The 13,835-nt window shown below is 65.6% G+C and carries 14 protein-coding genes; 3 read left to right on the top strand and 11 right to left on the bottom strand.

Annotated features, from left to right (window positions below; translation table 11 throughout):
* Position 1: 1 nt before the first annotated feature.
* The 5 genes from MO486_RS12950 to rlmE form a co-directional block, all read right to left on the bottom strand.
* Complete coding sequence (locus MO486_RS12950) at positions 2-2,059, bottom strand: tetratricopeptide repeat-containing sulfotransferase family protein (RefSeq protein ID WP_242908433.1); 2,058 nt, start codon at positions 2,057-2,059, stop codon at positions 2-4.
* Between the two features lie 101 nt (positions 2,060-2,160).
* Positions 2,161-3,060 carry a dihydropteroate synthase gene (folP, locus tag MO486_RS12945; protein WP_242908431.1) on the bottom strand — a complete coding sequence of 300 codons (900 nt, stop codon included), beginning with the start codon at positions 3,058-3,060 and terminating at the stop codon, positions 2,161-2,163.
* Between the two features lie 33 nt (positions 3,061-3,093).
* Positions 3,094-4,749, bottom strand: a complete 1,656-nt coding sequence (locus MO486_RS12940; RefSeq protein ID WP_242908429.1) for a tetratricopeptide repeat protein — start codon at positions 4,747-4,749, stop codon at positions 3,094-3,096.
* 146 nt (positions 4,750-4,895) lie between these two features.
* Positions 4,896-6,791, bottom strand: coding sequence for an ATP-dependent zinc metalloprotease FtsH (gene ftsH / locus MO486_RS12935; protein ID WP_242908427.1), 1,896 nt, complete (start codon positions 6,789-6,791; stop codon positions 4,896-4,898).
* A 37-nt stretch (positions 6,792-6,828) separates the two neighbouring features.
* Entirely contained in the window at positions 6,829-7,473 is a 645-nt protein-coding gene (gene rlmE / locus MO486_RS12930; RefSeq protein WP_242908422.1) for a 23S rRNA (uridine(2552)-2'-O)-methyltransferase RlmE, read from the bottom strand.
* A gap of 66 nt (positions 7,474-7,539) precedes the next feature.
* Between rlmE and yhbY the strand changes: the two genes are divergently transcribed.
* Complete coding sequence (yhbY, locus tag MO486_RS12925) at positions 7,540-7,845, top strand: ribosome assembly RNA-binding protein YhbY (protein WP_242908420.1); 306 nt, start codon at positions 7,540-7,542, stop codon at positions 7,843-7,845.
* 34 nt (positions 7,846-7,879) lie between these two features.
* Positions 7,880-8,248, top strand: coding sequence for an Mth938-like domain-containing protein (locus MO486_RS12920; protein ID WP_242908406.1), 369 nt, complete (start codon positions 7,880-7,882; stop codon positions 8,246-8,248).
* 4 nt (positions 8,249-8,252) lie between these two features.
* Here MO486_RS12920 and MO486_RS12915 read toward each other — a convergent pair whose 3' ends face one another.
* Genes MO486_RS12915 through surE form a run of 5 tightly spaced genes read right to left on the bottom strand, consistent with a single transcriptional unit; the run spans position 8,253 to position 12,003 of the window.
* On the bottom strand, positions 8,253-9,140 hold the full coding sequence (locus MO486_RS12915) for an endonuclease/exonuclease/phosphatase family protein (protein WP_242908404.1): 888 nt from the start codon (positions 9,138-9,140) through the stop codon (positions 8,253-8,255).
* On the bottom strand, positions 9,137-9,901 hold the full coding sequence (locus MO486_RS12910; protein WP_242908402.1) for a peptidoglycan DD-metalloendopeptidase family protein: 765 nt from the start codon (positions 9,899-9,901) through the stop codon (positions 9,137-9,139). The genes MO486_RS12915 and MO486_RS12910 overlap by 4 nt, the downstream gene beginning before the upstream one ends.
* A complete protein-coding gene (locus tag MO486_RS12905) occupies positions 9,901-10,515 on the bottom strand; it encodes a YqaA family protein (RefSeq protein ID WP_242908400.1) in 615 nt (204 codons plus the stop codon). The genes MO486_RS12910 and MO486_RS12905 overlap by 1 nt, the downstream gene beginning before the upstream one ends.
* Positions 10,516-10,531: 16 nt before the next feature.
* Positions 10,532-11,212 (bottom strand): protein-L-isoaspartate(D-aspartate) O-methyltransferase, encoded by a 681-nt coding sequence (locus tag MO486_RS12900; protein ID WP_242908398.1) that lies wholly within the window; start codon positions 11,210-11,212, stop codon positions 10,532-10,534.
* Positions 11,209-12,003, bottom strand: a complete 795-nt coding sequence (gene surE / locus MO486_RS12895; protein WP_242908396.1) for a 5'/3'-nucleotidase SurE — start codon at positions 12,001-12,003, stop codon at positions 11,209-11,211. The genes MO486_RS12900 and surE overlap by 4 nt, the downstream gene beginning before the upstream one ends.
* Positions 12,004-12,126: 123 nt before the next feature.
* Here surE and MO486_RS12890 point away from each other — a divergent pair, with 123 nt between their 5' ends.
* Entirely contained in the window at positions 12,127-12,702 is a 576-nt protein-coding gene (locus MO486_RS12890; protein WP_242908393.1) for a Smr/MutS family protein, read from the top strand.
* Positions 12,703-12,796: 94 nt separating this feature from the next.
* Here the strand turns inward: MO486_RS12890 and truD are convergent, their stop codons facing one another.
* On the bottom strand, positions 12,797-13,831 hold the full coding sequence (gene truD, locus MO486_RS12885) for a tRNA pseudouridine(13) synthase TruD (RefSeq protein WP_242908391.1): 1,035 nt from the start codon (positions 13,829-13,831) through the stop codon (positions 12,797-12,799).
* Positions 13,832-13,835: the final 4 nt, after the last annotated feature.

The raw sequence follows: 13,835 nt of genomic DNA, 5'->3' as shown, positions 1-13,835 counted from the left end.
ATCAAGTAAGGCTATCGTCGCCCGCAGCGAACTCCGGAACGCCCGGATAGGCATCGAGCACCGGCCCCAGCGCCGCCTTCAGCGGCCCGAGCCATGCATCGAAGTGACGCCAATGGTCGATGCCTTCGCGATAGATCGGTTTGCGCACCTGCTCTGAACTGGCAGTACGTACCGGACGCTCGTTCTCGAAGAAGCGCAGGCACTGCGCCTCGAACGGCAATCCGCAGTAATCCAGCAGCCGTCGCACCTCGGCTTCGGTGTCATCCACCATCGTTTCGTAGATCACGCGATGGATGCGGCCGGGAAGCACCGTATCGAAATGCGCCATCAGCTCGACGTAGTCGCGGTAATAGCGGCCGAGGTCGTCGAGGTTGTAGCTGAAGTTCTGCCCGCGCGCGAAGTGCTGCTTGAAGCCAGAAAAACAGCACGCCAGCGGATGCCGGCGCGCATCGATGATCTTCGCCTTCGGCAGCGCCAGGTGGATCAGGCCGATGTGCGCGAAGTTGTTCGGCATCTTGTCGATGAAGAACGGCGCGCCGGTCTTGCGATGGATGCGCGTGCGCTCGATGTAATGCTCGCCCAGCTCGCGTACGGCTTTCGCATCGAGCGTCGCCAGTACGTCGTGATAAGGCGTCGCATGATCTGACGTTGCCTGATCAGAGCTACCTTGCTGGCGCAGCATCCGCGCGGTCGAAATGATCTCGGGCAATTCCATCGTCCCCTCGACCGCGGAATGGCTCGACAGTATCTGCTCGAGCAGCGTCGACCCGGCGCGTGGCAAACCGACGATGAAGATCGGGTCCGGCGCATCGCTGCCGAAATCCGCGCGCTGGCCGAAGAATTCCCTGGTGTAAACCTGCTTCGAGCGCCTGACGCGCGCCGACGTGTCGTCCGCCTTGTAGGGGACCTTCGCAAGGCGCAGCGCATTGCCCTCGAGGTAGTGCTGGAACGATTCCGCGTAGTCGCTGTTGTCCTCCAGCGCTTTGCCAAGCGCGAATTCCAGGTGATAGCGATGCTCGGTATCGAGGTCGGCCCGCTGCAGCTGGAGGCGCATCGTCTGCACTTCGTCGGCGCTGAACTGGAACGTCTTGAGGTTGGCCAGGCTCCAATAGGCCTCGCCGAAACCTGGATCCAGCGTGATGCTCTTGCGATAGGCATCGATGGCGCGATCCTGGAAACCCGCCGTCTTCAATGCATGGCCGTAACTCAGCCAGATCTTCGGATGTTGCGGATACTCGGCGAGGATGTCGGCATACAGTTCGATGGCTGGACTGTAGTCGCCCGTGCGACAGAGGACGACCGCCTTCAGGTTGCGATAACTCGGATTGGCAGGCTCGAGTTTCAGCAGCGTCTCGATCTGGACCAGGGCCTCGGCCGGCTTGTTGCTCCGGTGCAGTACCAGCGCGTAGTTCTGCCGCGCGGCATGGAAGCTCGGTGCCAGTTCAAGGCAGCGCTCCAGCAGATGCTCGGCGTCTTCATTGCGTCCCAACCGCGCCGCCACCTCCGCCAGCATGCGGATGGCGGGCACGTCGGTCGGCACCTGCTTCAGGTGCTGGCGCAACAGCGTTTCGGCTTCGGGGATACGGTTTTCGTACAGCGCCGTGGCGGCGGCCAGCAGGCGCGGATCGCGAGTCGAGAACTTGATGTGCGCCGCATAGGCCGCATCGGCGCCTGCGACATCGTCGATGGCGCGGAGATGATCCGCCAGCACCAGCCACGCCTGTGGCAGATCTGGCTTGAGCGCGACTGCGCGATGCAGCGCGGCGACCGCCTCGTCGCCGCGCCCGGCGCGACCGAGCGCGAGGCCGAGTTCGTATTGCGCCATGGCCCACTGCGGTTGCGCTTGCGCAAGCGGGGCCAGGATTTCGGTGGCTTGGGAGGCATTGCCGCGAGCGGTATGCGATGCGCCAAGCAACAGCAAGGCCATCGGATGGCTGCCAACGACCCTCAGGATTTCCGTGGCCTGTTCACCCGCAAGCGCGGGATCGGTGGCCAGGAGACGGGAAGCGTGAGCCAATGCGACCTCGAGCGAGGCCGTTGGCTCGGGTGCGTGGCTCATTCGACAACCATCCTCCCGGATCCCCTATCCGGAGGGTACGGCCGCGGATGCGCCGCACGCAAGGGTGGAAAGCGCTTTCAGCCACCGAATCGAGCCTGCAATCAATCCTCGTCTGGCCAGCGGATCGCAGGCGCGGCCGGCTTTCCCTTCGGCACGGTTTGTGTGGCGACCGCCTGCCACACCTTGAGGGCATCGACAGTGGCTGCGACATCGTGCACGCGCAGCAGTCTTGCGCCACGCTGCGCGGCGATCAGATGGGCAGCGACGGAGCCATGCACCCGATCGTGCGGATCGTCGCGGCCGGTGAGTTCGCCGATGCTTTTCTTGCGTGACAGGCCGGCGAGCAGCGGCACGCCGAGTTCGGTGAAACGCTCTAGTTGTGCCAGCAGCGCAAGGTTATGCGCGAGTGTCTTGCCGAAACCGAAGCCGGGATCGACGACGATGTTCTTCTTGCCGATGCCTGCCATCTCGGCGGAGAAAATGCGTTGCGCAAGGAAGCTGTGCACTTCGCCGACCACGTCGTCGTATTGCGGCGTGGCCTGCATCGAGCGCGGCTCGCCTTGCATGTGCATCAGTACGACCGGCACGCCAAGTTCCGCAGCGGCTTCCAGCGCGCCATCTCGACGCAGTGCGTAGACGTCGTTGATCATGCTGGCGCCGGCTTTGACGGCAGCGCGCATGACTTCCGGCTTCGAAGTGTCGATGCTGATCGGCACGCCGACCTGTTTCGCCAAGGCTTCGATCACCGGGATCACGCGACGCAGCTCTTCCTCGACGCTGACATCCTCGGCACCCGGTCGCGTGCTTTCGCCGCCGATGTCGAGCGCATCCGCGCCCTCCTCCACCAGCCGCAACCCGTGTGCGATCGCGGCTTCCAGCGTGGCGTGCTCGCCGCCATCGGAAAACGAATCCGGAGTGACGTTGACGATGCCGAGCACGCGCGGGCGATCGAGTTTCAGCACGCGGCCGGCACAGTCGAGTTGCGGAGTGGTGTCGAACATGGAGGCCCGAAGTCAGCGCTATCGCGCGTAACTTTACCCTGCCCTCGCGGTCGCCGGCTGACCCAGTCTCGCCAGGATGTCCTGGAACCGCGACAGGCTCCGCAGGCTTTCGAGGTCGGAGTCGTGCTCGATCCAGTCGCGGAATCCATGTCCCGTCGCGACCGCGCGATCGAGCAGATCCAGCGCGCGGTCGGTCTCCCCGAGGTGGGCATAGAAGCAGGCGGCGTTGTACAGCGTGCCAAACTCGTCCGGGCGCAAACGCAGCGCCGCCTCGATATTGCTTCGCCCGCCTTCCACATCGCCCAGGCGCTGCTGCAGCAGCGCGGCGTAATAGCGCGCACGACCGTTGCCCGGATCGGCGTCGGCTTCTTCCAGCGCCAATTGCAGCGCGCGGCGGGACATCGCGTCGGCGTGGGCTTTTTCGCCAAGGGTATTGGCAGCCAAGGCCGCCAGGCCCAGTGCCTGGAACTCGTCGGGCCGAGCCGAATGCGCCGCTTCGAATTCATCCCGCGCCCGGGCGTACAACCCGCGCGCGAAGCAGTGCCGCGCCAGGTAGTAATGCGCTTCGTACAAACGCGGATTCAGTGCAATGGCGGATTCGAACGCGGCGACCGCTGCAGTGTTGTCGCCGGTCAGCGACAGGATGTTGGCTTGCGCGACGTGCGCTTCGGCCAGGTCCGGCGCCAGCGCGAGCGCACGGCGGCTGGCTGCGAGCGCCTCGTCCAACGGCACGTCTTCGGGGCGCGCCATCCGCCATAACAGCAAATGCACTATCGCATCAGCCAGGCCGGCGTGCGCCTGTGCGTAGTCCGGGTCCAGTTGGATCGCGCGCCGGAACATCTCGGGCGCGCTCAACCAGGTGTCCGTGGCCTTCTTTGCCTGCAATTGGCGACCGCGCAGGTAGAAATCGTAGGCGTGCATGTCGCGTGGAGCGTTGCGCTCGAAGTCCAGCGCCTCAGGCGTCTTCAACGACAAGCGCAGGGCCTGTACTACGTTGCGCGCGATCTCCTCCTGGATCGCGAAGATGTCCTCCAGCCGGCGATCGAAATTCTCGGACCACAGGTGGTAGCCGTTGCCCGCGTCGATCAGCTGTGCGGTGACGCGCACGCGCTCGCCCGCCTTGCGCACACTGCCTTCCATGATCGCCGCGACGTTGAGCGCCCGCCCGATGTCGCGTGCATCGGTCGCGCCATCGCGGAAGCGGAACGACGAAGTGCGCGAGGCGACGCGCAGCCCGCGCACGGCGGCGAGCGCGTTGAGGATTTCCTCGGCAAGCCCGTCGCAGAAGTAATCCTGGTCCTTGGATTCGCTCATGTCGGCGAATGGCAGGATCGCCACGGAGGCTTCGGGTGCGGGTGCAGGTTGTGCCGCTATCGGCTGCTCCACCGCCGCACTATCGGCGGCGCGACGGCGCGGCAGGGTTTCGCTGTCCGTCGCCGCCGTTCGCTCGAGCCCGCGCGGGCCGAGGTCGTAGATCCATGCCAGCGACAGCGCGAGGACGAAGCCCAGGCCAAGCAGCACGATCAGCAGCTTCATCGTCCATGCCGGAAACCCGAGCGGCGCGAAAGTCGCATCGGCGATCTGGATCAGCAGCCAGCCGACCACCAGGTAGACCGCGATGGCACGGAAAATCCGCCGCCGTCGAAACTCGGCGAACGCGCGCTTGACCGAGACGCTCCAATCGCGCATCTGCGAACTTCCTTCCCTTCCGGGCCCATGCGCATGCTACACGCGGTCCGCGGCGATGACTGCCGTACAACAAAAAACCCCCACACTGGGTGGGGGTCTTGCCGGTTCCGGACAACGCGACCGCAGATTGCGGCCGAACCCGTCAGTCAGGTCTGCGCGGCCGGTCCACCGATGGGCGGCAGCGGCCGCGGTTCGTCCTTGCCGTTGCCGTTCTTGTTCCAGCTCATCGGCGGCGGCGGCTGGCGGCCTTCCATGATCGCGTCGATCTGCGGCACGTCGATGGTTTCGTACTCCAGCAGCAGCTTCGCCATCGAATGCAGTTTGTCGAGGTTCTCGGTCAGGATCGTCTTGGTGCGGCTGTAGGCCTTGTCGAGGATCGAGCGCACGACTTCGTCGATCTTGCGCGCGGTCTCGTTGGATACGCTCTTGTGTTGCGTCACCGAGCGTCCAAGGAATACTTCGTCGTCCTCTTCCGCGTAGGTGATCGGACCCAGCTCGTCGCTCAGGCCCCACTTGGTGACCATGTTGCGCGCCATCTTGGTCGCGCGCTCGATGTCGTTGCTCGCACCGGTGGTGACCTTGTCGGCGCCGAAGATCAATTCTTCGGCGACACGGCCGCCGTACAGCGAGCACAGCTGCGATTCGATCGCGGTGCGGTTGTAGCTGTACTTGTCACCTTCCGGCAGGTACATGGTCACGCCGAGTGCGCGGCCACGCGGAATGATCGTCACCTTGTAGACCGGATCATGTTCGGGCATGAGGCGGCCGACGATGGCGTGGCCGGCTTCGTGATACGCGGTGAGCGTCTTTTCCTGCTCGCTCATCGCCATCGAACGGCGCTCGGTGCCCATCAGGATCTTGTCGCGTGCGCGGTCGAAATGCTCCATGCGCACGTCCTTGGCGTTCTCGCGCGCGGCGAACAGCGCCGCCTCGTTGACGAGATTGGCGAGGTCCGCGCCGCTGAAGCCCGGCGTTCCGCGCGCGACGACCATCGGTTCGACGTCGTCGGCCAACGGGACGCGGCGCATGTGCACGCGCAGGATCTGCTCGCGGCCCTTGACGTCCGGCAGGCCGACCACGACCTGGCGGTCGAAGCGGCCCGGGCGCAGCAGCGCCGGGTCGAGCACGTCGGGGCGGTTGGTCGCGGCGACCACGATCACGCCCTCGCCGCCTTCAAAGCCGTCCATTTCGACCAGCAACTGGTTCAGCGTCTGCTCGCGCTCGTCATGACCGCCGCCGAGACCGGCGCCGCGATGACGGCCAACCGCGTCGATTTCGTCGATAAAGATGATGCACGGCGCATGCTTCTTGGCTTGTTCGAACATGTCGCGCACGCGGCTGGCGCCGACGCCGACGAACATTTCGACGAAGTCGGAACCGGAAATGCTGAAGAACGGCACCTTGGCCTCGCCGGCGATGGCACGCGCGAGCAGGGTCTTGCCGGTGCCTGGCGGGCCCACCATCAGCACGCCGCGCGGGATCTTGCCGCCGAGTTTCTGGAAACGACCGGGATCGCGCAGGAATTCGACCAGCTCGGAGACTTCGTCTTTCGCCTCGTCGCAACCGGCGACGTCGGCGAAGGTGACCTTGGTCTGGTCCTCGTTCAGCAGCTTGGCGCGCGACCGGCCGAAGCTCATCGCGCCCTTGCCGCCGCCCTGCTGCATCTGGCGCATGAAATACACCCAGATGCCGATGAACAGCAGCCACGGCAGCACGTTCATCAGGATCACGCCCAGCGACAAACCACTGGACGGCGGCGTTTGCACAACCGCGACCTTATGGTTGAGCAGGTCGGAGATGAGGTAATCGTCCCTGGGCGCACTGGTAGTGAACTTGGTGCCGTCCTTGCGTTCGCCGGTGATGGTGGTGCGGTCCTCGGCGATCGTGACCTTGGCCACGCGGTCGTCGCGCACCTGCTCCACGAACTGGTCGTAGGCGAGCGCGTCGTTGCCGCCCAGTTTCGGGCTGAAGCTCTGGAACACCACCATCAGCACGATGGCGACGACCACCCACAGCATCAGATTCTTGGCCAAGTCGTTCATCCGGTTAATTGATCCAAATCACTAAGGAGCATGCTACTTAATCTGCGCCCGGCTTCATTTTTGCAAGCCGACCCTGCGCCAGGGCATAGACTTCCGGCGAACGTTTGCGCGACGCCGCCGGCTTGCGGATCGACACCTTCGCATAGCGACGGCGCAGCTCCCGTATGTAATCGTCGGATCCCACGCCCTGGAACAGCTTGATCAGGAACGTACCGTCGGGACGCAGATGGTGGTCGGCGAAATCCATCGCCAGTTCCGCCAGGTGCATCATCCGCGGCTGGTCGACCGCATCCATACCGCTCTTATTGGGGGCCATGTCGGACAGCACAAGGTCCACGGGCAGGCCGTTTAGCGAGGCTTCCAGGCTTGATAAGACGGCATCCTCCCTGAAATCGCCATGAAGGAACTCGACCCCGGCCAGGGTTGGCATCTCCAGGATGTCCAGCGCGATGACGCGGCCACTGTCGCCCAATGCCTGCCGCACCCATTGCGACCAGCCGCCCGGCGCCGCGCCGAGATCGACCACGACCATGCCCGGTTTGAGCAGCCGGTCACGCTCGACCAGTTCCTCCAGCTTGTAAGCCGCACGCGAGCGCAGGCCTTCCGCCTGCGCCTTCTTCACGTAGGGATCGGCGAAATGCTCCTTCAACCAGCGTTGGCTGGATTTGCTGCGGGTCGCCATGTCGGAGCGGGCCTGTGGGAACGCCATGATACCCTGAGCACCCCCATTCACCTGCCGTCGTTCGCCATGCCTATCGCCTTGACCAATGCCCAGACCCGGTTCCTGCGAGGTCAGGCGCACGAACTCAAGGCGATCCTGCAGGTCGGCGGCAAGGGCATCACCGATGCGCTGGTGGCCGAGGTGGGCTTCGCGCTGGAACAGCACGAGCTGATCAAGGTAAAGGTCGCGGCCGAAGATCGCGAAGTCCGCGACGCCATGGTCGACGAACTGGCGCAACGCGCCGACGCCGCGCTGGTGCAGCGCATCGGCCATACCGCGATCCTGTACCGGCCGAGCAAGGACAAGCGGCAGATCGTGCTGCCGCGGGCATAAGGGCTCGTCAATCCGGCGGAAGCCGTGACCTTCGATGCAACTGAACCTCGAGCGCCCCGATTACACCTATTTCCTCCGCGGCGCCGACGGTGCGCAGGCGCTGGTCAACGATCGCACCCTGACGCGCAGCTTCATCATCGCGCCTGACACCCTGATCGAAGACTGGGCAGTGCGCGACGCCAAGGCGATGACGCCCACCGAGCTCGACCCGTTGCTCGCCCTGAACCCCGAGCTGATCGTACTTGGCACCGGCGCGAACCAGGTTTTTCCCGCTGCCGCCGTCATGGCGGCTTGCCTGTCGCGCGGCATCGGCATCGAAGTGATGAACAACGCCGCCGCCGCGCGCACGTTCAGCGTGCTCGCCGGCGAAGGGCGGCGCGTCGTGGCGGGTTTCCTGATCTAGCGATCTAGCGTGCTGGCCGGGACGCCGGCAGCCATTGCAGTCGTGCCCACACGCCGAAATGGTCGGAAGCCCAAACGCCATCCGCTTCGGGCTCGTCGAGGATGCGCCTCGCCTGGATCGGCCGGAACGCATCGGTCTGTGCGAAGAGGTGATCGATGCGGGCCGGCTCGTTGTAGAGGGGATTCAACGTCACGTGCTGCGGGCCTTCGGGATCGACGCCGGGATGGCCGGCGGCGTAGCTGTCGATGTAGCCGGCGCGCAACGGCGCAAGTTCGGCACTGCCCGCGGTGGTGTTGAAGTCGCCACCGATCAACACTGGCGCATCGCCGCGGGTCGCCTCGACGAAGGCCAACAGGTCGCTGATCTGCCGCGCACGCGTCGCGCCGCTGCGATCGGTGACGTTCAGATGGACGACATAGATGTTGAGCGGCCGGCCGTGCACCGACGCACGCACCCAGCCGGCCACGCGGTAGTCGTCCAATGGTTGCAACGATCGATCGCCCCGCGCCTGCGGTGGTTGCCGCGTCAGGATCGCGTTGCCGTAGCGGCGGACGCGATCGGGAGGATCGACCGAAACGAAATGCCAGGAGTAACCGAGTTGTTGCGCCAGGCTTTCGGCCTGATTAGGCAGCGTCGCGTCCTGCAGCACCTCCTGCAGCAGGATCACGTCCGGGTCCAGCCGACGCAGCGCATCGACGATCAGCATCTGCCGCCGCGGCCAGTCGTTGCGGTCGTGCCAGATATTCAGCGTGACGGTATCCAGGGACGTTGCCTCCGCTGCATCAAGCCCGCGCGGACTCGGTGTGGTCGAACGGCAGGCCACGAGCAGCAGCGCCAGCAACAGCACCACGATGCTGCGACAAGACCCCGAGATGGTGGCGCTGTAGGTCATTTCCTCGGCAGATACTGCAGTGGATCCACCGGCTTGCCGTTATAGCGAATCTCGAAATGCAGCATCTCGCGCGCCGCGCCGGTGCGGCCGAGCTCCGCGATCTGCTGGCCGGCTTTGACGAGTTGGCCTTCGTTGACCAGGCGCGCACGGTTGTGGCCGTAAGCGGAGAGCCAGGCGTCGTTGTGCTTGACGATGATCAGTTCGCCGTAGCCGACCAGGCCGGAGCCGGAATACACCACCACCCCATCGGCGGCCGCACGCACGGGGGCGCCGCTGTTGCCGGCGACATCAATGCCCTGCTTCGTCGGCTCGCCGGCGACATAGCGGGCGATCAGCTCGCCATCGGCGGGCCAGCGCCAAGCGATCGGGCTTGCCACCGGCATTGAAACCACGGGTGGCATCGGACGCACTGGCGTAGGTACGGACGGACGAGAACCTGCAGGCACGCTGGTGGATGGTCGCGTCGTCGCAACCGGCCGCGCACCGCCGCGCGGATACAAGCGCAGGCTCTGCCCGGGATAGATCGTGTACGGCGGAGCGATACCGTTCCATGCGGCGAGATCGCGCACGTCGATGCCATTGCGGAAGGCGATGCCGTACAACGTGTCGCCGCGTCGCACGACCGCGGTCGCGCCGTATTTCGGCGTCGACATGCGTGGTGTCGAGCGCGCAGCCCCGCCTTCGCGGATCACACGACTGCTGCCGCAAGCGGCCAGCAGCACGACGGAAAAGATCATCAGGACTTGGCGCATGCGCCGCATCATGCCGCCTGCGCCCGCAACACGAGCCAACCAATGCCGGCCACCACCACCGCTGTCGCGGCCCAGCCGATCGGTTCGATGTAACGGTGCAACGCCGCTTCCGCACGCGCGCCGCCGATGCGGACGGCGGCGGCGATCAGGTAGACACGCTTGCCGCGGCCCACCGCCATGCTGGCGAGGAACGGCAGCATCGGCACCCCCACTATCCCCGCGGCCCAGGTGAAGAACTTCAGCGGGATCGGCAGGAACCCGGCGATCACCAGCGCCCAGAACGCCTTCCATGGCGACTCGGCCGCGATGTCGCGCAGGTACACCACCCACTTGTCGATGTTGTCGATCCAGCCCAGCGATTCGAACAATGGCTTGATCAATTCATACGCGTAGTGGCCCAGCAGGTATCCAACCACCGCGCCGACCAGCGAACCAAACAAGCTCAGCGTCGCGAACCAGAAGCTGCGTTTCGGCTGCGACAGCGACATCGGCGCCAGCATCACTTCCGGAACGATGGGGAAGATCACGGCTTCCGCGAAGCTCAGCACGGTCAGCAATGCCGGCGCGCGCGGATGCCGGGCCCAGGTCAACGCGCGTTCGTATAAGGGGCCGAAGAGTTTCATGGGAACGGGTTCATCGCTAGTCGATCATCCCTGACAGCAGCGGCACGAACACCACCGGCGCGAGATTGGTCTCCTCGATCACGCCGTCGGCATCCTTGCGCAGGCGCAGCAGCGATTGCGAGGCGGCCCCGCCGACCGGCGCGACGAGGGTGCCGCCAGGCGCGAGCTGATCGGTCAACGCCGACACCAGGGCCGGCGCCGCGGCGGTGACGATGATCGCATCGAACGGCCCCAATTCTGGCCAGCCGATGCGGCCGTCGTCGTGCTTGCTGCGGATGTTCATGCCGAGCGTGCGGAATCGCTTGCGCGCGGTGCGCAGCAGTTCGCCGATGCGTTCGACGGTGAACACTTCCAGGCCAAGCGCGGCGAGGATCGCCGCCTGATAGCCGGAACCGGTGCCGACTTCGAGCACGCGCTTGGGCTGCGCGTCCTGCAGTAGGGCTTCGGTCATCTTGGCGACGACCCAAGGCTGCGAAATGGTCTGGCCGTGGCCGATCGGCAGCGCGGTGTCCTCGTAGGCGCGCGTGGCGAAAGCTTCATCGACGAACAAGTGGCGCGGCACGGTGCGGATCGCGTTCAGCACGCGCTCGTCGCGGATACCGGTCTCGCGCAGGCGGTCGATGAGCCGATCGCGGACGCGTTGCGAGGTCATCCCCATCCCAATCGCTTCCGGCTGTAGGCGGATGCGCGCGGTCATGGGTTGCCTTCCATGGCGCTGGCCTCCAGCGAAGCTGCAAGGCCGCCAACCCAACTCGCGACCTGGTCCAGCGCCTGGTAACGCGTCAAATCGACGTGGATCGGGGTGATCGAAATATAGCCAGCGCGCACGGCATGGAAATCCGTGCCGGCACCGGCGTCGGCCTCCGGGCCGGCAGCGCCGATCCACCACCACTGGCGGCCGCGCGGATCCTGCTGCGGAATGCAGGCCTCGGCGCGATGGCGATGGCCCAGGCGCGTGACCTCGAAGCCGGCGACTTCGTCCCACGCCACGTCGGGCACATTGACGTTGAGGATGGTGTCGGCCGGCAGTGGATCGGTCTTCAGGCGGGCGATGATCTCCACCGCCGCGCGCGCCGCGGTTTCGTAATGCCTGCCGACGTGATCGGCCGTCGCCAGCGACATCGCCACCGCCGGCAGGCCGAGGAAGCGGCCTTCCATCGCCGCGGCGACGGTCCCGGAATAGATCACGTCGTCGCCGAGGTTGGCGGTGGTGTTGATGCCGGAGACGACGATATCGGGCTCGACCTCGAACATGCCGGTGATCGCCACGTGCACGCAGTCGGTGGGCGTGCCGTGGATGCGCCAGGTCTGTGCATCGAGCTGCACCACCCGCACCGGGGCATCCAGCGTCAGCGAATTGCTGGCACCGCTGCGGTCGCGATCGGGCGCGACCACCAGCACTTCATGGCCGGCGCTGCGCAGGCCTGCGGCCAGGATCTTGATTCCGGGGGCGTCGACGCCGTCGTCGTTGCTAACGAGTACGCGCATGGTTTCCTTGCGACGCCGCGGACGAATGTGCGCGGCATGGAACGGTTGCCGGGCCATGATAGCCGAAGCCGCACGCGCATCGATGACATTGCATGCCACCGCGCACGCGTTAGGCTGTGACGCATGGCCAAACCGCCGCGCAGCGACAACCGCGTTCACGATGACGGCGTTCATGATGACCGCCGCGACGACGCCGCGCTGTTCCGCGACGCCATTGGGCCGGTGCGGGAACTACCCGCGACCGCACCACCTCCGGCAAAGCCGAAACCACGCCCTACCCCGCGCATGGCCCAGCGTGACGATGCCGAGGCACGCCACGAATTCCGCCGCATGCTGTCTGCCGATGCCCTGGAAGCCGGCGACGCGCTCAGCTATCGCCGCGATTCGGTCCCGCCGCGCACGCTGCAGAAGTTGCGACGCGGCCAATTCTCGGCACAGGACGAACTCGACCTGCACCATGCCGACGCGGCGCTGGCCGAAACCATGCTGCGCGGCTTCCTCACCGATGCGCGGCATGCCGGCCTGGGTTGTGTCCGCATCGTCCATGGCAAGGGCCTGCACGGCGATAGCGGAACGCCGGTGCTGAAGAACCTGGTCGATCGGCTGCTCCGGCATCGCGCCGATGTGCTCGCATTCCATTCGGCACCACCGGCGCAGGGTGGGACCGGGGCAGTGCTGGTGCTGCTAGCCAAGCGGTGAGCTTTTCGTAGGAGCGGCTTATAGCCCCGCGAGCTTGTCCTTCCAACATCAAGAGCTCGCGGCTGTAAGCCGCTCCTACAGCTACAAGCCGCCCCTATAATGCTCGCGTGCTCGCGTCGGCGATGTCGCCCAATTCCTGCAGCACGACCGTCGCATAACTGCCTGCCGGCAAGGCGAAACACAGGCACAGGCCCTCGGGACGCCACTCCCACTCGACTGCGTCGGGGCGCAATCGCAACGCACGGCGTTCCTGTTTCAAACCGGCCGCTTCGAGGCCCGTGCGCAAGGCCAATGCCTGCGCATCGGCGAGCACGGCTTCCTCGAGCGCGCGTGCCGCACCGGTCGTGCGCAGCTCGCCGGAACCCCACAATGGCCCGCTCGGATGGATATCGAACGCGGCCAGGCGCTGCTGCAAGACTTCGTTCCACGGCTCCGGACCGAACACACTGCGGCTGCCATCGAGCACCCAGACCTCGCCTTCGAGCTGCTGATCCCAGCAACCATCGGCCACGCGTGCTGCCAGCACCTGGTTGAAGAGCTCCGAACGCGCAGCGGAAAGGAAAATCGTGCGCTGTTCGCGACGCACGCGTCGGCCAGAAAACATGGCAAGTGCATTGGCCACGTTGTCGCCATCGCGACCAAAACGCTGTTCACCGAAGTAGTTGGGCACGCCGCGTGCGGCGATGGCGCGTAATCGCGCTTCGATCGCGTCGCGCCCGCCTTGCACGTCGCGCAGGAGCAATTCGAACCGATTGCCGGCCAGCGCACCCCGCGGCAGCTTCTTCGCGTGCCACGCGTGTCCGAGGACGCGAAGATCGGCGGATTCGAGCGTGGCGACATCGGGTGCGATTTTCTTCGGCAAATGCACGCTGAAGCGCTGACGGGTGACGGCATGCCGATCCTTCAGCCCGGCGTAACTGACGCCCATCTCCGGGATGCCCGCCCATTGCGCGATGCGCTTGGCGGCGAAGGCGGTATTCATGCCGCGCTTCTCGACCGTCAGCAACAGGTGTTCCCCGCTGCCGCTGGCCTCGAAGCCATCGATTTCCTCGACGATGAAATCTTCCGGAGTCGTGCGGATACGCGCGGACAGCACCGCCGCGCCATGCGCAGGTGGCTGCGTGCTCATGCGC

Source organism: Lysobacter sp. CFH 32150, from assembly GCF_022758295.1.
Taxonomy (GTDB): Bacteria; Pseudomonadota; Gammaproteobacteria; order Xanthomonadales; family Xanthomonadaceae; genus CFH-32150.
Note: the sequence above shows the minus strand (reverse complement) of the source record. Positions and strands in the feature narration are given on the sequence as shown.

Excerpts from the sequence above, each read along its gene's own strand:
- MO486_RS12900 (WP_242908398.1), bottom strand. The coding sequence starts at position 11,212 with ATGACCGCGCGCATCCGCCTACAGCCGGAAGCGATTGGGATGGGGATG.
- truD (WP_242908391.1), bottom strand. The coding sequence starts at position 13,831 with ATGAGCACGCAGCCACCTGCGCATGGCGCGGCGGTGCTGTCCGCGCGT.
- MO486_RS12950 (WP_242908433.1), bottom strand. The coding sequence starts at position 2,059 with ATGAGCCACGCACCCGAGCCAACGGCCTCGCTCGAGGTCGCATTGGCT.
- surE (WP_242908396.1), bottom strand. The coding sequence starts at position 12,003 with ATGCGCGTACTCGTTAGCAACGACGACGGCGTCGACGCCCCCGGAATC.
- yhbY (WP_242908420.1), top strand. The coding sequence starts at position 7,540 with ATGCCTATCGCCTTGACCAATGCCCAGACCCGGTTCCTGCGAGGTCAG.
- folP (WP_242908431.1), bottom strand. The coding sequence starts at position 3,060 with ATGTTCGACACCACTCCGCAACTCGACTGTGCCGGCCGCGTGCTGAAA.
- MO486_RS12920 (WP_242908406.1), top strand. The coding sequence starts at position 7,880 with ATGCAACTGAACCTCGAGCGCCCCGATTACACCTATTTCCTCCGCGGC.
- MO486_RS12940 (WP_242908429.1), bottom strand. The coding sequence starts at position 4,749 with ATGCGCGATTGGAGCGTCTCGGTCAAGCGCGCGTTCGCCGAGTTTCGA.
- ftsH (WP_242908427.1), bottom strand. The coding sequence starts at position 6,791 with ATGAACGACTTGGCCAAGAATCTGATGCTGTGGGTGGTCGTCGCCATC.
- MO486_RS12890 (WP_242908393.1), top strand. The coding sequence starts at position 12,127 with ATGGCCAAACCGCCGCGCAGCGACAACCGCGTTCACGATGACGGCGTT.
- rlmE (WP_242908422.1), bottom strand. The coding sequence starts at position 7,473 with ATGGCGACCCGCAGCAAATCCAGCCAACGCTGGTTGAAGGAGCATTTC.
- MO486_RS12915 (WP_242908404.1), bottom strand. The coding sequence starts at position 9,140 with ATGACCTACAGCGCCACCATCTCGGGGTCTTGTCGCAGCATCGTGGTG.
- MO486_RS12905 (WP_242908400.1), bottom strand. The coding sequence starts at position 10,515 with ATGAAACTCTTCGGCCCCTTATACGAACGCGCGTTGACCTGGGCCCGG.
- MO486_RS12910 (WP_242908402.1), bottom strand. The coding sequence starts at position 9,901 with ATGCGGCGCATGCGCCAAGTCCTGATGATCTTTTCCGTCGTGCTGCTG.